The sequence below is a fragment of the Polynucleobacter wuianus genome (genome assembly GCF_001659725.1).
GTDB classification, from domain to species: Bacteria; Pseudomonadota; Gammaproteobacteria; order Burkholderiales; family Burkholderiaceae; genus Polynucleobacter; species Polynucleobacter wuianus.
The window spans coordinates 941,141-960,531 of the sequence record NZ_CP015922.1; the positions used below are offsets into that span (position 1 = coordinate 941,141).

General features: G+C 42.9%; 21 protein-coding genes. 15 read left to right on the forward strand and 6 right to left on the reverse strand.

Going from position 1 to position 19,391, the window contains the following annotated elements; all coding sequences use genetic code 11:
• Window positions 1-14: 14 nt before the first annotated feature.
• The 8 genes from glmM to phoR all read left to right on the forward strand — a co-directional run bounded on the left by glmM (window position 15) and on the right by phoR (window position 8,113).
• Window positions 15-1,358 (forward strand): phosphoglucosamine mutase, encoded by a 1,344-nt coding sequence (gene glmM, locus A8O14_RS04925; protein WP_068948505.1) that lies wholly within the window; start codon window positions 15-17, stop codon window positions 1,356-1,358.
• Window positions 1,359-1,499: 141 nt separating this feature from the next.
• Window positions 1,500-2,522, forward strand: a complete 1,023-nt coding sequence (pstS, locus tag A8O14_RS04930) for a phosphate ABC transporter substrate-binding protein PstS (protein ID WP_068948506.1) — start codon at window positions 1,500-1,502, stop codon at window positions 2,520-2,522.
• A gap of 82 nt (window positions 2,523-2,604) precedes the next feature.
• On the forward strand, window positions 2,605-3,594 hold the full coding sequence (gene pstC, locus A8O14_RS04935; protein WP_068948507.1) for a phosphate ABC transporter permease subunit PstC: 990 nt from the start codon (window positions 2,605-2,607) through the stop codon (window positions 3,592-3,594).
• Entirely contained in the window at window positions 3,591-4,457 is an 867-nt protein-coding gene (pstA, locus tag A8O14_RS04940) for a phosphate ABC transporter permease PstA (RefSeq protein WP_068948508.1), read from the forward strand. Before pstC ends, pstA begins: the two co-directional genes overlap by 4 nt.
• Window positions 4,458-4,474: 17 nt before the next feature.
• Complete coding sequence (gene pstB, locus A8O14_RS04945) at window positions 4,475-5,302, forward strand: phosphate ABC transporter ATP-binding protein PstB (protein ID WP_370623031.1); 828 nt, start codon at window positions 4,475-4,477, stop codon at window positions 5,300-5,302.
• A gap of 12 nt (window positions 5,303-5,314) precedes the next feature.
• Window positions 5,315-6,022, forward strand: coding sequence for a phosphate signaling complex protein PhoU (phoU, locus tag A8O14_RS04950; protein ID WP_068948509.1), 708 nt, complete (start codon window positions 5,315-5,317; stop codon window positions 6,020-6,022).
• A gap of 14 nt (window positions 6,023-6,036) precedes the next feature.
• The gene (gene phoB / locus A8O14_RS04955; protein WP_068948510.1) at window positions 6,037-6,750 is read left to right on the forward strand and encodes a phosphate regulon transcriptional regulator PhoB; all 714 of its coding nucleotides are present in this window, start codon (window positions 6,037-6,039) and stop codon (window positions 6,748-6,750) included.
• A gap of 64 nt (window positions 6,751-6,814) precedes the next feature.
• Window positions 6,815-8,113 (forward strand): phosphate regulon sensor histidine kinase PhoR, encoded by a 1,299-nt coding sequence (gene phoR / locus A8O14_RS04960; RefSeq protein WP_068948511.1) that lies wholly within the window; start codon window positions 6,815-6,817, stop codon window positions 8,111-8,113.
• A gap of 3 nt (window positions 8,114-8,116) precedes the next feature.
• Here the strand turns inward: phoR and A8O14_RS04965 are convergent, their stop codons facing one another.
• Entirely contained in the window at window positions 8,117-8,317 is a 201-nt protein-coding gene (locus tag A8O14_RS04965; RefSeq protein ID WP_068948512.1) for a hypothetical protein, read from the reverse strand.
• Between the two features lie 83 nt (window positions 8,318-8,400).
• Window positions 8,401-8,877, reverse strand: a complete 477-nt coding sequence (locus A8O14_RS04970; RefSeq protein WP_068948513.1) for an MgtC/SapB family protein — start codon at window positions 8,875-8,877, stop codon at window positions 8,401-8,403.
• 123 nt (window positions 8,878-9,000) lie between these two features.
• Here A8O14_RS04970 and A8O14_RS11745 point away from each other — a divergent pair, with 123 nt between their 5' ends.
• From A8O14_RS11745 to ppx, 6 genes are all read left to right on the forward strand, one after another.
• Window positions 9,001-9,177: a hypothetical protein gene (locus A8O14_RS11745; RefSeq protein ID WP_161484807.1), complete on the forward strand. Its 177-nt coding sequence runs from the start codon at window positions 9,001-9,003 to the stop codon at window positions 9,175-9,177.
• A gap of 166 nt (window positions 9,178-9,343) precedes the next feature.
• Complete coding sequence (locus tag A8O14_RS04975; RefSeq protein ID WP_228385112.1) at window positions 9,344-10,708, forward strand: DUF2252 domain-containing protein; 1,365 nt, start codon at window positions 9,344-9,346, stop codon at window positions 10,706-10,708.
• A 75-nt stretch (window positions 10,709-10,783) separates the two neighbouring features.
• Window positions 10,784-12,529: an alkaline phosphatase gene (locus tag A8O14_RS04980; RefSeq protein ID WP_068948514.1), complete on the forward strand. Its 1,746-nt coding sequence runs from the start codon at window positions 10,784-10,786 to the stop codon at window positions 12,527-12,529.
• Between the two features lie 12 nt (window positions 12,530-12,541).
• Entirely contained in the window at window positions 12,542-13,258 is a 717-nt protein-coding gene (locus tag A8O14_RS04985) for an MgtC/SapB family protein (protein ID WP_068948515.1), read from the forward strand.
• A 54-nt stretch (window positions 13,259-13,312) separates the two neighbouring features.
• Window positions 13,313-13,519, forward strand: a complete 207-nt coding sequence (locus tag A8O14_RS12005; RefSeq protein ID WP_071608672.1) for a GDCCVxC domain-containing (seleno)protein — start codon at window positions 13,313-13,315, stop codon at window positions 13,517-13,519.
• Between the two features lie 111 nt (window positions 13,520-13,630).
• Complete coding sequence (gene ppx / locus A8O14_RS04990) at window positions 13,631-15,169, forward strand: exopolyphosphatase (RefSeq protein WP_071608673.1); 1,539 nt, start codon at window positions 13,631-13,633, stop codon at window positions 15,167-15,169.
• A 68-nt stretch (window positions 15,170-15,237) separates the two neighbouring features.
• Here the strand turns inward: ppx and A8O14_RS04995 are convergent, their stop codons facing one another.
• The 4 genes from A8O14_RS04995 to A8O14_RS05010 are packed head-to-tail and all read right to left on the reverse strand — an operon-like array spanning window position 15,238 to window position 18,459.
• Entirely contained in the window at window positions 15,238-16,164 is a 927-nt protein-coding gene (locus A8O14_RS04995) for a GNAT family N-acetyltransferase (RefSeq protein ID WP_082913103.1), read from the reverse strand.
• Window positions 16,165-16,204: 40 nt separating this feature from the next.
• Entirely contained in the window at window positions 16,205-16,612 is a 408-nt protein-coding gene (locus tag A8O14_RS05000; RefSeq protein ID WP_068948516.1) for a diacylglycerol kinase, read from the reverse strand.
• Between the two features lie 12 nt (window positions 16,613-16,624).
• Complete coding sequence (locus A8O14_RS05005) at window positions 16,625-17,653, reverse strand: glycosyltransferase family 4 protein (RefSeq protein ID WP_068948517.1); 1,029 nt, start codon at window positions 17,651-17,653, stop codon at window positions 16,625-16,627.
• Entirely contained in the window at window positions 17,650-18,459 is an 810-nt protein-coding gene (locus A8O14_RS05010; protein WP_068948518.1) for a UDP-2,3-diacylglucosamine diphosphatase, read from the reverse strand. The genes A8O14_RS05005 and A8O14_RS05010 overlap by 4 nt, the downstream gene beginning before the upstream one ends.
• 102 nt (window positions 18,460-18,561) lie before the next feature.
• Between A8O14_RS05010 and A8O14_RS05015 the strand changes: the two genes are divergently transcribed.
• Window positions 18,562-19,353, forward strand: a complete 792-nt coding sequence (locus A8O14_RS05015) for a lysophospholipid acyltransferase family protein (protein WP_068948519.1) — start codon at window positions 18,562-18,564, stop codon at window positions 19,351-19,353.
• The last annotated feature ends 38 nt before the right edge of the window (window positions 19,354-19,391 follow it).

Sequence of the window (19,391 nt, forward strand, 5' to 3'; positions counted from 1 at the left end):
TTATAATCATATCCATGAAAAAACAATACTTTGGTACTGACGGCATCCGTGGTGAAGTAGGAACATTTCCGATCGTGCCTGATTTCATGACCCGTTTGGGTTATGCCGCCGGCATTGTATTGAGCAAGAATGCCAAAACAGGTGAGCGCTGCAAAGTATTAATCGGTAAAGATACACGGGTATCAGGTTATTTATTAGAAGCCGCTTTAGAAGCGGGCTTTGCTGCCGCCGGTGTTGATGTCATGTTATGCGGTCCGATTCCAACACCAGGAGTGGCCTATCTGACTAAAGCATTACGCTTGTCAGCAGGGATTGTGATCTCAGCATCACACAATCCCTATCAAGATAACGGTATTAAGTTTTTTTCCGCTAATGGCGATAAGTTAGACGATGCCTTTGAGCTTGCTATTGAAGCGGAGTTGGCAAAACCAATGGGTTGCGTTAACTCAAAAGAACTAGGTAAGGCTTTCCGCTTAGATGATGCAGCAGGTCGTTATATTGAATTTTGTAAATCGACATTTCCAGGTGAGCTCAATCTCAAAGGATTAAAACTGGTTGTTGATTGTGCCAATGGTGCTGCCTATCACACAGCCCCTCATGTATTTCATGAGCTTGGTGCAGAAGTCGTCTCAATTGGTGTTAATCCAGACGGGCGCAATATTAATGACGGTTGTGGTGCCACAGCCCCAGCAGCTCTGATCGCTAAAGTTAAGGCAGAGAAAGCGGATTTAGGAATTGCCTTAGATGGCGATGCAGATCGTCTTCAAATGGTGGATGCAACAGGTCGCTTATTTAATGGAGATGAGCTTCTATATGTCTTAGCTAAAGATCGCTTAGAGCGCGGTCAGAAGTTGGGTGGTGCTGTTGGTACCCTCATGACTAACTTAGCAGTTGAGCACGCCATCAAAGGATTGGGAATTGGTTTTGAGCGTGCCAATGTTGGTGATCGATATGTGCTTGAGCTACTGAAGCAAAAAGGCTGGATTCTGGGTGGAGAAGGGTCGGGCCATTTGCTTTGTTTGGATCAGCACTCCACAGGTGATGGCACCATCGCAGCACTTCAAGTCTTAGCAGCTATGAGTCAGAATAAGAAGAGCTTGGCCCAATTACTTGATTCAGTAAAGATCTTCCCGCAAGTACTTTTGAATGTGAAATTTAAACCTGGTTACGACTGGAAGGCAGACGAAACTCTCAATAAGCAGATTTCCAAAGTTGAGTACGAGCTCAAGGATATTGGCAGGGTGCTCATTCGTGCTTCTGGTACTGAACCACTCCTTAGGGTAATGGTTGAGACTAAAGACGCTGATCTGGCCATGAGCAGCGCCAAGAGTATTGCGGATTTAGTTCCTACGGCATAAATTTCCAAGTACAGTTCACTATAAGTTATTGATTTAATTAATAAATATTGATTATGACAAAGATGTCATAAAACCGTCATAGTCAATCCGTATCGTCCTAATATCGCAATGTTGCGTTATTCCCATCAAAGGACCGATTACATGAAATCTTTCTTGAAAAAAGCTCTAGTCATTAGCGCTATTTCACTTGCTCCTGCAGCTTTTGCAGTGGACATGACAGGTGCTGGCGCGACATTCCCATACCCAATTTACGCAAAGTGGGCTGAGGCCTATAAGGCAAAGACTGGTTCTAACTTGAACTATCAATCTATTGGTTCTTCTGGTGGCATTAAGCAAATCAAAGCAAAAACGGTTGATTTCGGTGCAACTGACAATCCAGTGAAATTCTCAGACCTCGAAGCTGATGGCATGGTTCAGTTTCCAGCCATTATTGGCGGTGTAGTTCCTGTGATTAACGTTGACGGTGTTAAACCTGGTGAGATTAAGTTGGATGGTCCAACATTGGCTGACATTTTCCAAGGCGTCATCTCTGATTGGGGTGATAAGCGTATTGCGATCATGAATCCCGGTGTGAAGATTCCTAGTGGCCCAATTACAGTAGTCGTTCGTGCTGATGGCTCTGGTACTACTGCGATTTTCACTGATTACCTTGCTAAGACAAGCACTTTATTCAAGGACGCTGTTGGTTCTGGTGCTTCTGTAAAGTGGCCAGCTGCCTCTACAGTAGGCGGTAAGGGTAATGAGGGTGTTGCTGCTAACGTTACTCGCGTGAAGAATTCGGTTGGTTATGTTGAGTATGCCTATGCCAAGAAAAACAAGATGACTTTCATATCTTTGAAGAACAAAGACGGTCAATATGTTGCTCCTGATGACTTAACTTTCGCAGCAGCTGCAGCAAGCACTGATTGGGCTGCAATTCCAGGCATGGGTACATTTATTACCAATGCTCCTGGTGCAAAATCATGGCCAATTACTGGTGCTTCATTCATCTTGATCTACAAGAACCCAGAAAATAAAGCAAACGTTGCTGAAGTCATTAAATTCTTTGACTTTGCATTCAAAGACGGCAAGAAGATGGCGGAAGAGTTGGACTATGTACCAATGCCTGACAAGACTACAGAGTTCATTCGTAAGAATGTATTCACCAAGATTGCGACTAAGTAATTTTGCAAATTAATAACTTTACTGTAATTATCAACAGCTCCACCAAGGTGGGGCTGTTTGAGTGTTTAAAGATGCTTAATTTATGATTGATAACGCCCAATCCCATTCGGCGCCAACGCCTCAGGCCCTCAGAATTGCTAAGTTACAGAGAGTTCAAGACTTCTTGTTTCATGCAATTACCCAGTTTTTTGCTTGTTCCGTATTAATTGCTTTGCTGGGGATCATTATTTCTTTGGTGATTAATGCTTGGCCTGCTTTGAGTACATTCGGCCTTGGCTTTTTCTTTACTCAAGAGTGGGATATCGTCAACGGTGAGTTTGGCGGCCTCATTGCTATCTACGGCACGCTAGTAACCTCAGTTATTGCTTTGCTGATCGCCGTTCCACTTAGTTTTGGTATTGCCGTTTTCTTAACAGAACTTTGTCCGGGCCCATTGCGTCGACCTTTGGGTACTGCAGTTGAGCTATTGGCCGCTGTTCCATCCATCATCTACGGTATGTTTGGCTTGTTTATTTTTGCACCATTGTTTGCTGATTACATTGAGCCAGCATTAGCTGCAACTTTAGGTAAGATTCCAGGTTTAGGCATTCTGTTCTCTGGAGCATTCAACGGCATTGGTGTTCTTTGCGCAGGCCTTATTCTGGCGATGATGATTCTACCTTTCATTGCCTCGGTGATGCGTGACGTATTCGAGATTGTTCCTCCAGTGCTTAAAGAGTCTGCCTATGGCATTGGTTGTACTACCTGGGAAGTGGTAAAAAATGTGGTTTTGCCATATACAAAAGCTGGTGTGATCGGTGGCGTCATGCTCGGCTTAGGGCGTGCACTTGGCGAAACCATGGCAGTTACCTTTGTTATTGGCAATTCACAACGTTTGTCTGCCTCCTTATTCGCACCAGGTACATCCATTGCTTCCACTCTAGCCAATGAGTTTGGAGAGGCAGAAGCTGGAAACCATTTATCTTCCTTGTTCGCCCTTGGTCTTGCACTATTCATCATTACCTTCGTAGTTTTGGCATGTGCAAAATGGATGCTGAACAATATGGAAAAGAAGCAGGGCCTTAAATCATGAACAAGGCTACCAATATCAACCCTGAAGTATTTGCTCGTCGCAAACGAGCAAACAAAATTGGCCTAACCTTATCCATGTTTGCCATGGGTCTGGGGATGATCTTTTTACTATGGATCCTCAGTGTTCTAGTGATTAAAGGTTTTTCTTCCATCAACCTTGATTTGTTTACACACAGCACTCCAGCGCCTGGTTCTGAAGGCGGTGGTTTAGCTAACGCAATCGTCGGTAGCTTAATGCTTATCGGTTGTTGTACTTTGATCAGCACACCAGTAGGCGTACTTGCTGGCCTGTATCTATCTGAGTATGGCGATCGCAGCAAAGTTGCCGCTATCACCCGTTTTGTAACTGACATCATGCTTTCAGCTCCATCAATCGTGATTGGCTTGTTTGTCTATGCATTTGTAGTGGCTCAAGTAAGGCACTTCTCAGGCTGGGCAGGCACTATTGCACTGGCTCTCATCGCCATACCTGTTGTTGTGAGAACAACCGAGAACATGCTGCGCTTAGTCCCTGGAAGCCTCCGCGAGGCTGCATATGCGCTAGGAACACCAAAGTGGAAAGTAGCATTCATGATTACTCTGCGTGCTGCACAAAGTGGTGTGATGACTGGCATCTTGCTAGCACTTGCGCGTGTCAGTGGCGAAACAGCACCGTTATTGTTTACTGCACTAAATAATCAATTTTTCTCTACTAATATGAATGCTCCAATGGCTAATTTGCCAGTGGTGATCTTTCAATTTGCAATGAGTCCTTATGACAATTGGGTAGATCTTGCTTGGGGTGGTGCTTTGCTAATTACATTTGCAGTACTTGGATTAAATATCCTTGCTCGTGTGGTATTCCGAGATAAGGTGCAGGGATGATGAGTAATATGAGAACAATGTTTGACTTAAATGAGATTGATAGTCAAGGGGGTAGAGTGGATACGTTAAACCAAGAACCGCAAAATGCGGCAGTGAACGCAATTGAGGTTCGTAATTTGAATTTTTACTACGGTGCATTCCAAGGCCTAAAGAAAATCAATCTGGATATTGAGCAAGGCAAGGTAACGGCATTTATTGGACCTTCGGGCTGCGGAAAGTCAACCCTATTGCGCACACTCAATCGCATGTATGACCTATATCCAGGTCAACGCGCTGAAGGTGAGATTAATTTTTATGGACAGAATATCTTAGAGCCAGGACAAGACTTAAACCTATTGCGCTCCCGTATTGGTATGGTTTTTCAGAAACCAACGCCATTCCCAATGTCGATATATGAAAACATCGCCTTTGGTGTTCGTCTATACGAAAAGCTCTCTCGCTCTGAAATGGATGAGCGTGTAGAGTGGGCGCTCAATAAAGCTGCTTTATGGAATGAAGTGAAAGATAAGCTTAACCAAAGCGGTTTGTCACTATCTGGTGGTCAGCAACAGCGTCTCTGTATCGCCCGCGGCGTAGCCGTGAAGCCCTCTGTAATCTTGTTGGATGAGCCAACATCTGCCTTGGATCCAATCTCTACCGGAAAGGTAGAAGAATTGATTCATGAGCTTAAAGAAGATTACACAATCGCAATCGTGACTCATAATATGCAACAAGCAGCACGTGTTTCTGACTATACGGCCTATATGTACTTAGGTAGCTTAATTGAGTATGGCAAAACCGATGAAATATTCATCAAGCCAAAGCGCAAAGAAACAGAAGATTACATAACCGGCCGATTCGGTTAATTGGAGACATACATGCCAGATAAGCACCTATCATCACAATTCGACGCAGATCTCAATTCCCTGTCCAGCCGTTTACTTGAAATGGGTGGATTAGTAGAATCGCAAATTGCTACTGCTATGCGTGCATTTACGCAAATGGATCTCGATACCTGCAATGTAGTCATTGAAAACGAAAAGCTTGTTAATGACTTAGAGATTCAAATTGATTCCGCCTGCACCGAATTAATTGCACGTAGACAGCCTACTGCCAGGGATTTACGCCTTGTCATGGCCGTGTCTAAAGCCATTACCAACCTTGAGCGTGCTGGTGATGAAGCGGAGAGGGTCGCTAAGCGCACTAAACGTTTAATTGAATCTGGTTTGCCTCATAACATTAACGTTGCCGAAATACGCTTATCCGGTCAGATGGCTATTTCTTTGCTCCGTCGTAGCTTGGATGCATTTGCTCGCCTAGATACAATTGCAGCAGCTGACGTGGTTCAAGAGGACCGTCAAATTGATGAGGAGTTTAGGGGCTTTGTACGAAAACTTATCACGTACATGTCCGAAGATCCACACATGATTAGTACTGGCCTAGATATGCTAACGATCGCGAAAGCAATCGAGCGTATCGGAGATCATGCCAAAAATATTGCAGAGTTTGTGATCTATATTGCCAAGGGATCTGATGTTCGTCATATCCCCCATGAAGATTTAGTTCGCGAAGCTAATAGACAATAACGGAACCTTCAGCCATGACTCACCGCATACTCATAGTTGAGGATGAGCCATCAATTGCAGAATTGATTGCGATTAATCTATCTCATGCAGGATATGAGGTCGAAAAGGCAATGCAAACTGATCTAGCCATAAGTATGATGAAAGATCAGTTGCCAAGTTTGATTATCTTAGACTGGATGCTTCCTGGAAAATCTGGTGTGCAGTTTGCAAAAGAGTTGCGCTCAAATGACAGGACTAAAGCATTACCTATCCTGATGCTCACTGCCAAAAGTGAAGAATCTGATAAGGTATTGGGGTTAGATTCTGGTGCTGATGACTATGTAACTAAGCCTTTTTCACCAAAAGAGCTTGTGGCCAGAGTAAGGGCAATACTTCGTAGACAGGCCCCAATTGAGGATACTGGTCCACTCACCGTTGGACCTCTTAAATTGGATCCCAGTTCACACCGTGTTGTGGCTGTATGGCCTAGCATTGATCCCAAACCGATTGCTCTTGGCCCTACGGAATTTCGTTTATTACAATTCTTTATGGCCAATCCTGAACGCGTTCATTCACGTGGCAATTTATTGGATAAAGTATGGGGAAATGAAGTCTATATCGAAGAAAGAACAGTAGACGTCCATATTAAGCGCTTGAGGGCTGCACTTGCTCCTTATGAGTGTGACCGCTATATTGAAACTGTACGTGGTAGCGGGTATCGCATTACCAAGACCCCGACTGAATCCTAAGCAGCAATCTATCGTTTTTTATATTAATCTCCATGAATTTCTGGAGATGCTCTAATATTGCCTCATGTTATCTGTGCTAACCCGCTTTTTTGTCATTATTTGTATGGCCTTTATTGCCGCATTTGTTGTATTGACATTCTGGGGTGTGGAATTCGCTATTGCCGCTGGAATCTCTGTACTTGCTATACCGCTTGTTTACGCATATATTAATTTAGCTAGGCTTCGAAAATATATCCTAGCCGATACCGTTGAAAATATGCCCTTACCAAGTGGATTCTGGGAGGAGGTATTCTTTAGGCTTCAGCGACTTGTTAGAAACTTAAAACAACGCATTCGCAGTATTGAACAACAACACGATCACTTCATAGAAGCATTTCAAGCATCACCAAATGGCATTGTGATGCTTGATGATAACGATCAGATCGAATGGTGTAATGCTATTGCAGAGCGTTTTTTTGGGTTGATATTCAAACGTGATGTGATGCAAAGAATTAATTTTTTAATTCGCCGTCCAGAGTTTGTGCAATACCTGAATAAACGCATATTTGATGAACCATTGCTCTTGGAGCGAATGGGGACTGATGGCTCGCTAACTTTAATGTTGCAAGCATTTCCATTTGGCCAAAAACGTCATCTATTGCTAATTCAAGACGTAACTGATTTACAAAATGCAGATGCTATGCGACGTGATTTCGTCGCCAATGTATCTCATGAGATGCGTACTCCAATCACTGTATTGATGGGTTTTCTTGAAACCGTGCAATCTCTTGAGCTTCAGAAAGATCAGCAAGATCAATATTTTGATTTAATGATGGCGCAAGCCCAAAGAATGAAGAGCCTTGTGGAGGATCTCCTGACCTTGGCCAATTTGGAGTCCAATGCCTTGCCAGCCTCCAACACAGTCGTAAAGGTTGAAACTTTAATGGCATTAATTAAAAATGATGCTGAAGCACTCTCGCAAGGAAAACATGCGCTTAGTTTTGACATTCTTTCGCCAATGAATTTACTTGGCGATGAAAGAGAAATTCTTTCCGCATTTAGCAATTTAGTGTCGAATGCAATTCGTTATACCCCTGAAGTTGGAGCTATTCATGTCTCATGGAATCAGAATGAACAGGGACAAGGGGAGTTTTCTGTAACTGACTCTGGCCCCGGCATAGCATCTGAACATCTGTCTAGACTAACTGAGCGTTTTTACCGTGTAGATAGAAGTAGATCTAGAGATACGGGTGGAACAGGTCTTGGTTTGGCTATAGTTAAACATATTGCCAACCGACATCAGGCTCAGTTGGTTATTGAGAGTACCCCAGGAAAAGGGAGCAAATTTCTTTTAAGATTTCCTCAAGACAGACTAGCAGCCTAATCTTTACTCTTTCTTCTTTTTCTTCTTCTTTTTGGATTCTTTTGGAAGTTTATCGGCTTTTCCATTGGCATATAGACACCAAACCTTAATTTCCTCAAATAGCTCTACAAGGTCATCATGGGGTAGGCTCTTTAAATCAACAAGCCCAATACTGCCGGATTCTTGTAGTTGCTTTACAGCATCTTCATATTGATATTTACTCATGATTATTAAACCATTGGATTAGATGATGACCAATCCTATCAAAGTAATATGACAAAGCAGAATTATTAGGCGATCTAAGGCTGTTAATCTTGGTCGCCAGTAACTTCTGAGGATCTTCTCACGCCTTTGAGCTTTGCAACAAGCCTCTCTAGGGGGCCTCCCATAATCAGAGTTACAAGGATAGCCCCAAGGCTGATGCCCCCAAGGGCAAATTGACCAGCGCCAAAAGCAGCGCCTATTAGTGCACAAGACCAAATACTTGCTGCAGTAGTAAGACCAAGGATTTTCTGCGATCTTTGCTCTCGGATAATGACGCCGGCTCCTAAGAATCCGAGGCCAGTAATTAATCCCTGTAATACTCTGCTAACCGACTGAGCGTCGTCTTGAACAAAGTCGCTGATAAGTAAAACTGCTGTAGCTGACCCAATGGAAACAAGAGAGTGAGTGCGAATGCCTGCTGATTTATGATGTAGCCACCTATTAAGCCCCAAAATGGCGCCAACTAAAAGTGCTAGGCTTAGCCGTAGGGTGATAGTCCCATATATGTCTAATTGCGTCATATAGATTCCCTTATTAGAACAGCAGTTAAAACCAAGTGTATATGAAGCCAGTCCATACCTTAACAATAGTGAAATATATACTGTGTAGGATGGTATAGATTAATTCCTTGGGCTTTGTATTCAATGACTCAGAATCTATACAAATATCTTTCATCAGTGCAAAAAAATGGCACGAACTACCGCTTACTGAGAATCAATGATTCAAAACGGCCATATAAGAAAGATCAGACGGCTGGTGCTGCGAATAATGCATTTGTGGTTGATGCCAAATACTCGCTTTGCCTTGATGATGTTATCTGAACAATAATGCACTACTTAACTTGACATGGTGGTAATCCTCTGGTGTCGGGTTAATATTGGTTAAAACCCAGTGAGGATATGAATGTCTGTTGAAGCAAAGCCAAAGTTCGCAACCCTAAGGTCAGTTGAATCCTTCGCAAATCCCCGCCCGAGTATTCAAAAGCGAATGGCAGATGGAAAGGCTTTGCGAAAAGTTGTAAGCCATATAGAGCAGGGTGTATACACGCCACCTAACCACAGAATTGATCCCATTACTATATTGGAGGACCAGGCAAAGACTCGAATAGGATCGCTTATCCCCATTCGTTACGAACGCATGCTGCAATCCCCTTTTGCCTTTTTTAGAGGTGGTGCTGCAATCATGGCCCAAGATCTTGCTAATCAGCCAATAACCAATATTACAGTTCAGTTATGTGGCGATATGCATGTCTCTAACTTTGGTTTTTTTGGCACAGCAGAACATCGTCTTATTTTTGGCATTAATGACTTTGATGAGACTCTGCCAGGAAGTTGGGAATGGGATATCAAGCGCCTAGTTGCTAGCGCCTTGATTGCTTCTGAGAGTATGGGTGGCGATAAATCTCTTGGGAAGATGCTTGTTTATCGTATAGCCTCTGAATATCAAAAGCGTATGGAGCAATACGCGAAGATGCCGTACTTGGATTTAGCGCAAGAATTTATTGGCGAAAAAGATGTACGTAAACATTTCAGCAAAGAGCATCAAAAAAAACTTGATGTTTACCTTAAGGAGACCAAGGGACAAGGGAATATTCAAGTACTCCAAAGCTTAACTACTTTGGTTGGCAAGAATCGCAAGATTATTAATAAGCCCCCACTAATTGAGCATTTTAAGAAGAATGCCTACGGTGTGCCATTAAAAAATCTCATTGATAAGGCGCTATTAAATTATTCCAGCACCTTACTAGCGGATCGTCAAATCTTATTTCAGCGCTACTCGCTAAAAGACTACGCCAGAAAAGTTGTTGGTATTGGAAGCGTGGGTACAAACTGCATGGTTCTTTATTTTGAAGGTGATAGTGAAAATGACCCCTTATTTTTGCAATACAAGGAAGCACAGAAATCAGTCCTAAGTCCTTATCTTGGCGAGTCAATATATCGGGATATGGGTCGACGCGTAGTAGCTGGCCAACATTTACTTCAAGGTGCCCCGGACATCTTCTTAAATTATGGAGCAGTTCAATACGATATCAATAAGAGTCAAGGCTTCTATTTGCGTCAATTGCGCGATATGAAGGGTGGAATTGGGGTTGGTGCCGGAGGTGTTTCTCTTAAAAACTTCCCTGACTATGCAAAACTATTTGGCTGGGCCTTAGCGCTTGGTCATGCCCGCTCGGGCGATGCAGCATTAATTGCTGGATACTGTGGACAGTCCAGGAGTCTTAATGATGCGCTTTATGGGTTTGCTAAATCCTATTCAAAACAAAATGCAAAGGACTTCGATGCGTTTTGCAAAGCGGTGAAAAGCGGAAAATTGAAGGTTTCGGGCAAGAAAGTGGGGCTAAAACGCTAACTAAAATTGAGTCATCAATTTGTCATTTTGTAGGCAGATAGTCTAATTAGACCTAATTTATCTTTACTTAAACTCATGAACGCATCCCGCTTAATAAGTGCTCTATTTCTCATATTTCAAGCATCAACCATAAGCTTAATTCAGGCAGCCACCATATATCCAATTGATCAGGCGTCTATTCTTGCTGGCTCAAAATTTGATATTAAGGTGGAATTTAATTCTGTCGTTAATCTCAATGACATTGTCATTGAGATGAATGGTGTGCAACTTAGTAGGCTGATATTAACCAAACCAGACTTTATATCAAGTGAAAATGGTAAAGGTAGCTCCTTGCTATATCGTGACGTTGAGATCCCCAAATCTGGAAAATATCAAGTTGTAGCTCGCACGCCACAAGAAAGCCTACAAGCTACCTGGGATGTCTATCCAAGTGGACCACGTCGCGTTAAGAACGTGATCTTATTTATTGGTGATGGGATGACTGTTGCTAATAGAACTGCAGCACGTGTTTTATCTAAAGGAATCGTAGAGGGTAAATATCAAGGCAGATTATCTTTTGACGATATGCCTCAGACTGCCATGATTGGAACATCAGGCTCTGACTCCCTCATCACAGACTCCGCTAACTCAATGAGCGCATATACAACAGGTCATAAGACAGCTGTTAATGCTATGGGGGTTTACGTATCACGTGGAAGTGATAATCTTTCTCATCCCAAGGTTGAAACAATTGCTGAGCTCATCAAGCGTAAAACCAAGATGTCAGTTGGAATTGTTTCGGATGCTGAATTACAGGATGCAACTCCTGGTGCGATGGTAGCTCACACCCGTCGTAGGGCTGATAAGCAATATATTGCAGATCAACTCCTAGCCAGTGGTGCCGAAGTGATTCTTGGTGGAGGATCTGCGTATTTTTATCCTCAGTCATCAAAAGGATCTAAGCGCAAAGATGATAAAAATTTACTTGAAGCCTTTAAGGCTGATGGATACCAACTAGCGTTCACAAAACAAGAATTAAATGCGGCCGCTACAAATAAAAATACCAAGAAGCTCTTTGGAGTTTTTCATCCAGACAATATGGATGGTTCATTAGATCGCTTGTATTTAAAAAAGAATACTGTAGAACAATATCCCAATCAGCCAGATTTGACTGAGATGACCCAATCGGCCATTGATGTTTTATCTAGAAACCCCAATGGTTTTTTCTTAATGGTAGAGGCGGCCTTAATTGATAAATTCAACCATCCACTTGATTGGGAAAGAGCGGCCTTTGACACTATTATGCTGAGTAATGCTGTTCAGATTGCAAAGGATTTTGCTAAATCACATCCAGATACGCTGATAATTGTGACTCCTGATCATACCCATAGCGGCTCAATTAGCGGGGTGGTTCATGATGAGAAGTCTGGACCACTGCGTGAAAAGGTTGGCATCTATGCTGAGGCTGGATATCCCAATTATCCTAAAGCAGATATTAAGGGCTATCCAAATCAGATTGATGTTTCCAAGCGCCTGGCATTCTTCTACGGAAACTATCCAGATCACTATGAAACACTTCACCCAAAGTTAGATGGCACTTTTATCCCCTCCATCAAGGATGAAAACGGTAAATATGTTGCCAACCCTAAATACTTGCAACTGCACGAAGATGCTATCCATGTGGGTGGTAATTTACCATCACACCAGGAGTCTGGTGTTCACACCGCTGATGATGCCGTACTGAATGCCCAAGGCCCAGGATCAGAGAAATTTAAAGGCTTTATGGATAACACGGAAGTTTTTAAAGTAATGGCAGAGTCATTGGGTCTTGGTAATAAATAAATACTTCGTTCCATGGAATCTTTAAATAACATTAACTATGGCTCATTAATAGATACTGCTATCAGTCTTGGTGCAGCGTTCCTCTTTGGAGGATTGATTGGTTTAGAGCGTCAGTATCGGCAAAGAACAGCAGGATTACGAACCAATATACTGGTTGCGATTGGAGCTGCAATATTTGTTGATGCAGCAAATAGACTTACTGGTCATGATGGAGCTGTTCACGTCATGGCATATGTTGTTTCTGGTATAGGCTTTCTGGGCGCCGGCGTCATCATGCGTGAAGAAGGGAATGTTCGTGGTATTAATACAGCAGCTACTTTATGGGCATCTGGTGCAGTTGGTGCTTGTGCTGGCGCTGATTTAATTCTTGAGGCAGGTTTGGCCACCTTATTTGTATTGGCTGCAAACACGCTTCTTCGGCCTGTTGTTACATTCATCAACCGCCAACCGCTCGATACTATATCGGTCGAGGTTACCAATTCTGTTTATATCATTACGCCAAAGCATGCACAAAAGCATGCTTTGAAGCAATTTATTAAGACTTTAGAAGAGGCTGGATACCAAACTCAAGACATTGAAGTGCATCAATTTGGTAGTGATGAAGTTGAGATACAAGCGGTGCTTACTGCCTCAGCAGTTGATGGAGATGAGATGGATAAACTAATAGCTAAGATTGCTGATCAAGAATTTGTCACGCAGGCTTTTTGGAGTCCAAGTACAACAGATTAGTGATTCCTATTCTTTTGACACAATATTGAAATATTTGCAGTTCAATATTTCCCTGTGAATACAAATAACCAAGAATCAACTATTACCTGCCCCCATTGCCAGGCTTCAGAGCTACTTGCCACGCATACGGGACTTACCCATCATTTCTTTCGCTGCAGCTCCTGCAGCGCGATTTTGAAGCCTAAATCTGGCGACTGCTGCATTCTCTGCAGTTTTGGCACTCAAGATTGCAATAGCCCCGAGCAAAATTTGGCCGCATAGTTGTCGTCAACTTCACCGGCAATGCTCTTTGCTGTCTTATTTCATGAATATGTCATGGTTTTTACATAAAATAGACATATTTATTGCAGCATTCCATTTTTGGGGAAGATTTTGGCAAGTAATCCCGTAGACCATTTATTTAACTCTGCAGATCTCGTTGCAGCGGTTGATTTGGGGTCGAATAGTTTTCGGATGCTCATCGCACAGGCTGTTAATACACCCTCCGGGACTCAACTTCGCCCCATAGATACCCTTCGAGAATCAGTTCGTCTAGCAGCAGGTCTTACGGAAAATAAATTACTCGGAAATGACGCATATCAAAGAGGCCTAACGGCTATTAAGCGCTTTGGAGAGCGAATTCGAGGTTTTGATCCTGCTAATGTCCGCGCTGTTGCTACCAATACCTTGCGTGTTGCTAAGAATGCGCAGCAATTTGTAAATGATGCTCAAGAGGCCTTAGGCTTCCCAATAGAAGTGATTGCCGGCGTTGAAGAAGCTCGGCTTATTTATATTGGTGCCGCCCATGAAGTCCAGGCAGTACAGGGCAATCGTTTAGTGGTTGATATTGGTGGTGGCTCCACAGAATTCATTATTGGTAAGGGCTATGAGCCCAAGCTTTTAGAGAGTCTTTATATCGGCTGTGTTTCTCATAGCATGCGCTTTTTCCCTAAAGGCAATATTGATGCCCATGAATTTAAGGAGGCAGAACTTGCAGCTAGGCGCGAGATTCAGGTTATTTCGGGGGCTTATCTCAATAGTGGCTGGAAGCAGGTTATTGGCTCATCGGGTACAGCAAGAGCGCTTGCAGAATTGATATCCGCAAACGATCTTAATGGTCGTTCGAATGATAGCGGTGGCCTGATTACACGCGAAGGCCTCAAGGCCCTCAAGAAGCACTTATTGAAATATGAGCATGTTAGTCAAGTTGAGCTGATTGGCCTTAAGGATGACCGACGATCAGTATGGCCTGGCGGATTGGCGATCATGCTTGCAGTTTTTGATGAGCTTGGCATTGAGGAAATGGAAGTTACGGATGCCGCTTTGCGTAGCGGTGTCTTATACGATCTCCTAGGTCGATCCCAGCATCATGACATGCGCTATGTAACTGTTGAACAGTTCATGCAACGTTACGCAGTAGACAGAGACCAAGCTGATCGCGTTGGAAAGCTTGCGGCGGACTTTTTACAACAGTTGCCAAAACCTGAAGCAGAAAATAGGGCGGATAACGTTGCCTTATTGCAATGGGCGGCTAATTTGCATGAAATCGGACTCTCTATTTCTCACAATGGCTATCACAAACACTCGGCCTATATTGCTGGAAATGCTGACATGCCTGGGTTTTCTAAGAATGATCAAGCAAGGCTTGCCGCCTTGTTAATTGGCCACACTGGAAAGCTTGGTAAGTTGGCAAATAATCATAACTTTCATGATTGGCGAATGCTGTTTTGTCTCCGCTTGGCTCAAGTCCTATGTCGAGGCCGTAATGACACTAATCTTCCAAAAATTAAGGTTTCCGAACACGATGGCTCCTATCTTGTGAGCCTTTCTAAAGAGTGGGCTACTGAGCATCCTCTAACCGAATTTAGTCTGATAAAAGAAGCGACTGAATGGGAGCGCGTAGGTAGATCCTATCAAGTCAGTTTAAAGTAAGCCCTGTATTTAACAATAAAAAAGCCGCTTCTAGTCAAAGCGGCTGATTTTAAGATGCTATCTACGAGTTATATACCCAAGAAGTGTTTTGCGTAACGTGGGTTGATATCCGAGAGACGCAACATTGTTAGTAAATCCGCGGTGTTGAAATCAGGATCCCAAGCGGGTGCACTGCAAATCTTCGCGCCTAATTTGAGGTAGCCTTTAATCAATGGGGGCGCATCTACATCTAAGCCTCCATTAAGCTTGTCAAGAGGAAGAGGGAGCCTAGGAAATGCATGGAACTCAGTTGGCGCCATTTGATCATTGCCAAGTGAGTTATATAAACTAGCTGCAAAGTGACCGCCGTCGGCCATAGGAATACTAGCGCAACCAAGCATGATCTCATACCCATTTTTAAGCATGTACTGAGCTAATCCACTCCACAAGGCCATGATTACAGCTCCCGAGCGATAATCTTGGTGAACACATGATCTACCAAGTTCAACCAGCTTCGGACGCAGGTGATTCAACCGAGAAAGGTCAAATTCAGAATCTGAGTACAGACGCCCGATTTCTTGGGCTTTGTGTGGGGGCAGAACACGATAGGTGCCGACCACTTTCAAAGAGTCATGATCGCGAATTAATAAGTGATCGCAATATGCATCAAATTCGTCGATATCTAGACCTTCGGCATTTTGAGATAGGTTAGCACCCATTTCTTCTGCGAAAACTTTATAGCGAAGTCTTTGTGCTTCCTTCACTTCACCAGGACTATTAGCCCATTCAATTTTAAAAGCAGGTTTCTTTGTCTTTACTGTCTTTGTAACAACAGAAACTTCTTCAACTTGAGATAATTGAGTACGACTTTTATTAGCAAACTTCTTGCCAAATAGTTTCTTAGCTAATTTTTTGGAAAGCTTTTTAATCGGATTTAGGTTTGATTTACTTGGATCTTTTTTCTTTTTTGGCGAGAAGATCTCAAAGGCGCCAATTGGATTCGGGATATCAGACATAGTTAGCCTTGTATGTAGTTTTTAAGATGTTATTGAGCATTTATGACGCTTTAAAGACAATCGGAATGCAGACGGCAGACCACATCAAAACAGCAATAAATAGGGCCAGCATGACCGCTGCAGAGCCGAAATCCTTAGCTCGTTTAGAGAGGTCATGATGATCAAATGAGATGCGATCGATGGCAGCCTCAACACTGGAATTAAGTAATTCCACAACCAAGACCATTAAAAGTGAAGCAATTAACAATGCCTTCTCAAGATAGCTAATGGGCATGAATATGGCTATTGGAGTAAGCAATACAAATAGCGTTAATTCTTGTCTAAAGGCGCTTTCTTCTTGAAAAGCATAGACTAAACCGCACCAAGAGTTTTTTGCAGCATGCCAAGCACGAGCAATACCCCTATTTCCTTTGTGTGGGTTTTGATCAATGTGATATGGGGGGTTCAAGGCCGTTCCTTGTTATGCAATTGCAGTGACATGGACATCTGGACTTGGCACAGGCTTGAGATGTTTAGCAAATTCTTCAGATGCAGCTCTCCATGAGAATTTTTCAGCATGTGCTCGTGCGACTTCACGTGGAATTTTTAAGGCCTCTAAGCAGGCAACTCTCAAGTCATCATTCATGGCGCCTGCTTTGGAATTGCCAAGCACGTCAATTGGTCCAGTTACAGGATAAGAGGCTACAGGTGTGCCACAAGCCATTGCCTCAAGCAAAACGAGGCCAAATGTATCTGTCTTGCTTGGGAATACAAATACGTCTGCTGCGGCATAAACTTTAGCGAGTTCATGTTGTTGTAATACGCCAAGATAGTTAATATCTGGGTATTTTTCTTTAATACCAGCCATGGCTGGACCATCTCCAACTACCCACTTTGATCCTGGTAAATCAATCTCTAGAAATGCATTGATATTTTTTTCAATTGCTACTCGACCAACGTATAAAAATATTGGGTGTGCAGTGTTCAGCGCCTTGGACTCCTGCATTTTGAAGATATCTAAATCCACACCGCGCGACCAAAGGACGACATTGTTTAGACCATACTTCTCAAGATCTTCTTTGACAACAATGGTTGGAGCCATAACAGCCATAGAAGGACCATGGAACCAGCGAATGAAGGCATAAGTTATTGCGAGTGGAATACCAGTCCTAGCTTTGACGTATTCTGGAAAGCGTGTGTGATAAGCGGTAGAGAAGGGTAGATTATTCTTTACTGCGTATGAGCGGGCAGATAATCCCAAGGGGCCTTCGGTCGCAATATGCATCGCATCAGGAGCAAATTCTTTGATACGTCGTGCCACTTCCTTGCCTGGAAACAGAGAAAGCGCAATATCGGGGTATGTTGGACATGGAATAGATTTAAATCCTGTGGGAGTAATCATTTCTACTTCATGACCCATGGCTATTAATTCAGCACGGGTTTGTTTTAGCGTTCGTACTACGCCATTAACCTGGGGATCCCATGCATCAGTGATGATCATAATTTTCATAAGACAGCCTCTTTAATGAGTAACTCAATAGCAGGTTGGAAGGTAATTTCAGGGGTTTCAACTGGCTCACCCTTAATGTGTGGCCAGTGAATAATTTTTAGTTCACCATTCTGGGTTTCGACTAATGCAGTTAGACTTTCTACCCAATCACCATCATTGCAATAGAGAAGTCCATCAATTTCACGAATCTCAGCTTTATGAATATGACCACAAACGACGCCATCACAGCCGCGTAGGCGGGCTTCTCTGGCCATAATGTGCTCAAAGTCGGCTATGTAGCTCACTGCATTTTTAACTTGATGCTTTAGGTATTGCGATAGTGACCAATATTGCAAGCCCATCTTGACTCGCAACATATTGAAGTAACGATTAATGTAAAGAATGAAGGAGTACAAGGTGTCTCCCACATAGGCCAACCATTTAGCGTACTGCATAACACCGTCAAACAGATCTCCGTGAGTAACCCAGAGTTTCTTTCCATCTAATGTAGTGTGAATAACTTCTTCCACTACTTTGACATCGCCAAATGACATGCCAAAAAATTGACGCGCGCTCTCGTCATGATTTCCCGGGACATAAATTACTTCAGTACCTTTGCGAGCCTTGCGTAATAGTTTTTGTACTACATCGTTATGAGCTTGAGGCCAATAAAATGACTTTTTTAGTCTCCAGCCATCGATAATGTCGCCAACAAGATAAAACTTATCTGCTTCGTTATGTTTTAAAAAATCTAGGAGGTAGTTAGCCTGACACCCTGATGTTCCTAGGTGTACGTCTGAAATCCAGATGGCTCTGTAATGCATCATGAAACCGTATTAAGCCAAGCCAGTATGTAAACATCATGACATTTTTAAGTCAGTTTGATGACTGTGGTACTTTTGGAACATTGATTTATATTGGTAAGGAATATGAGCATTGATCAAGCAATTACTGAAAAGCAAACTCCATTTCTTATCCGTTTTGGCCTTTGGTTGGCTATTTGGGCGCATGTCATTTCCGGAGTGGTCACACTTTTTATCGTATTTCCGTCTGCCACTTCACAAACTAAGCGTTTCCATATTCAAAAGTGGTCAGTACGTTTACTCAAAATATTTGGTATCGAATTGAGAGTTACAAACCCAAATATCCTTCCTAGCGATTCTTATCTGCTTTCATCAAATCATATTTCCTGGATAGATATTCATGCGATCAATGCATTTAAGCCGATTCGATTCGTTGCTAAATCAGAGGTTGAGAATTGGCCGATATTTGGTTGGATGGCAAAGCAATTAGGCACCGTGTTCATTAAACGTGATAGTTCAAGGCACGCTCATTTTGTTGTAGGATCAATCAGCGAGGTCTTGCAATCAGAGTCTGTTTGCATCTTTCCTGAGGGCACTTCAACCGATGGTAAAAGCGTAAGACCGTTTAAGCCCAACTTTTTCGAGTCTGCGGTCATGGCTGATGTACCTGTTTACAGCATAGCAATTCGATACCTATCTAAGATCACCGAACTCCGTTCTGATGTACCAGCATTTGTAGGAGATATGGGACTTTTAGAGTCCATGAGCAATATCCTCAAACACCGGAATCTGATTGTCGAATTAACCCTTTTTCCACCCCCTGGGGCCTCACCTCAGCAGCCTAGGGATAGAAAATGGCTTGCCCTTCACAGTCATGAACAAATCTCAAGCTATTTAAGCGGGGCTAATCCTAAGTAATCTGTAATAAAAATGACATTATTTCAGGCGTAAACTCA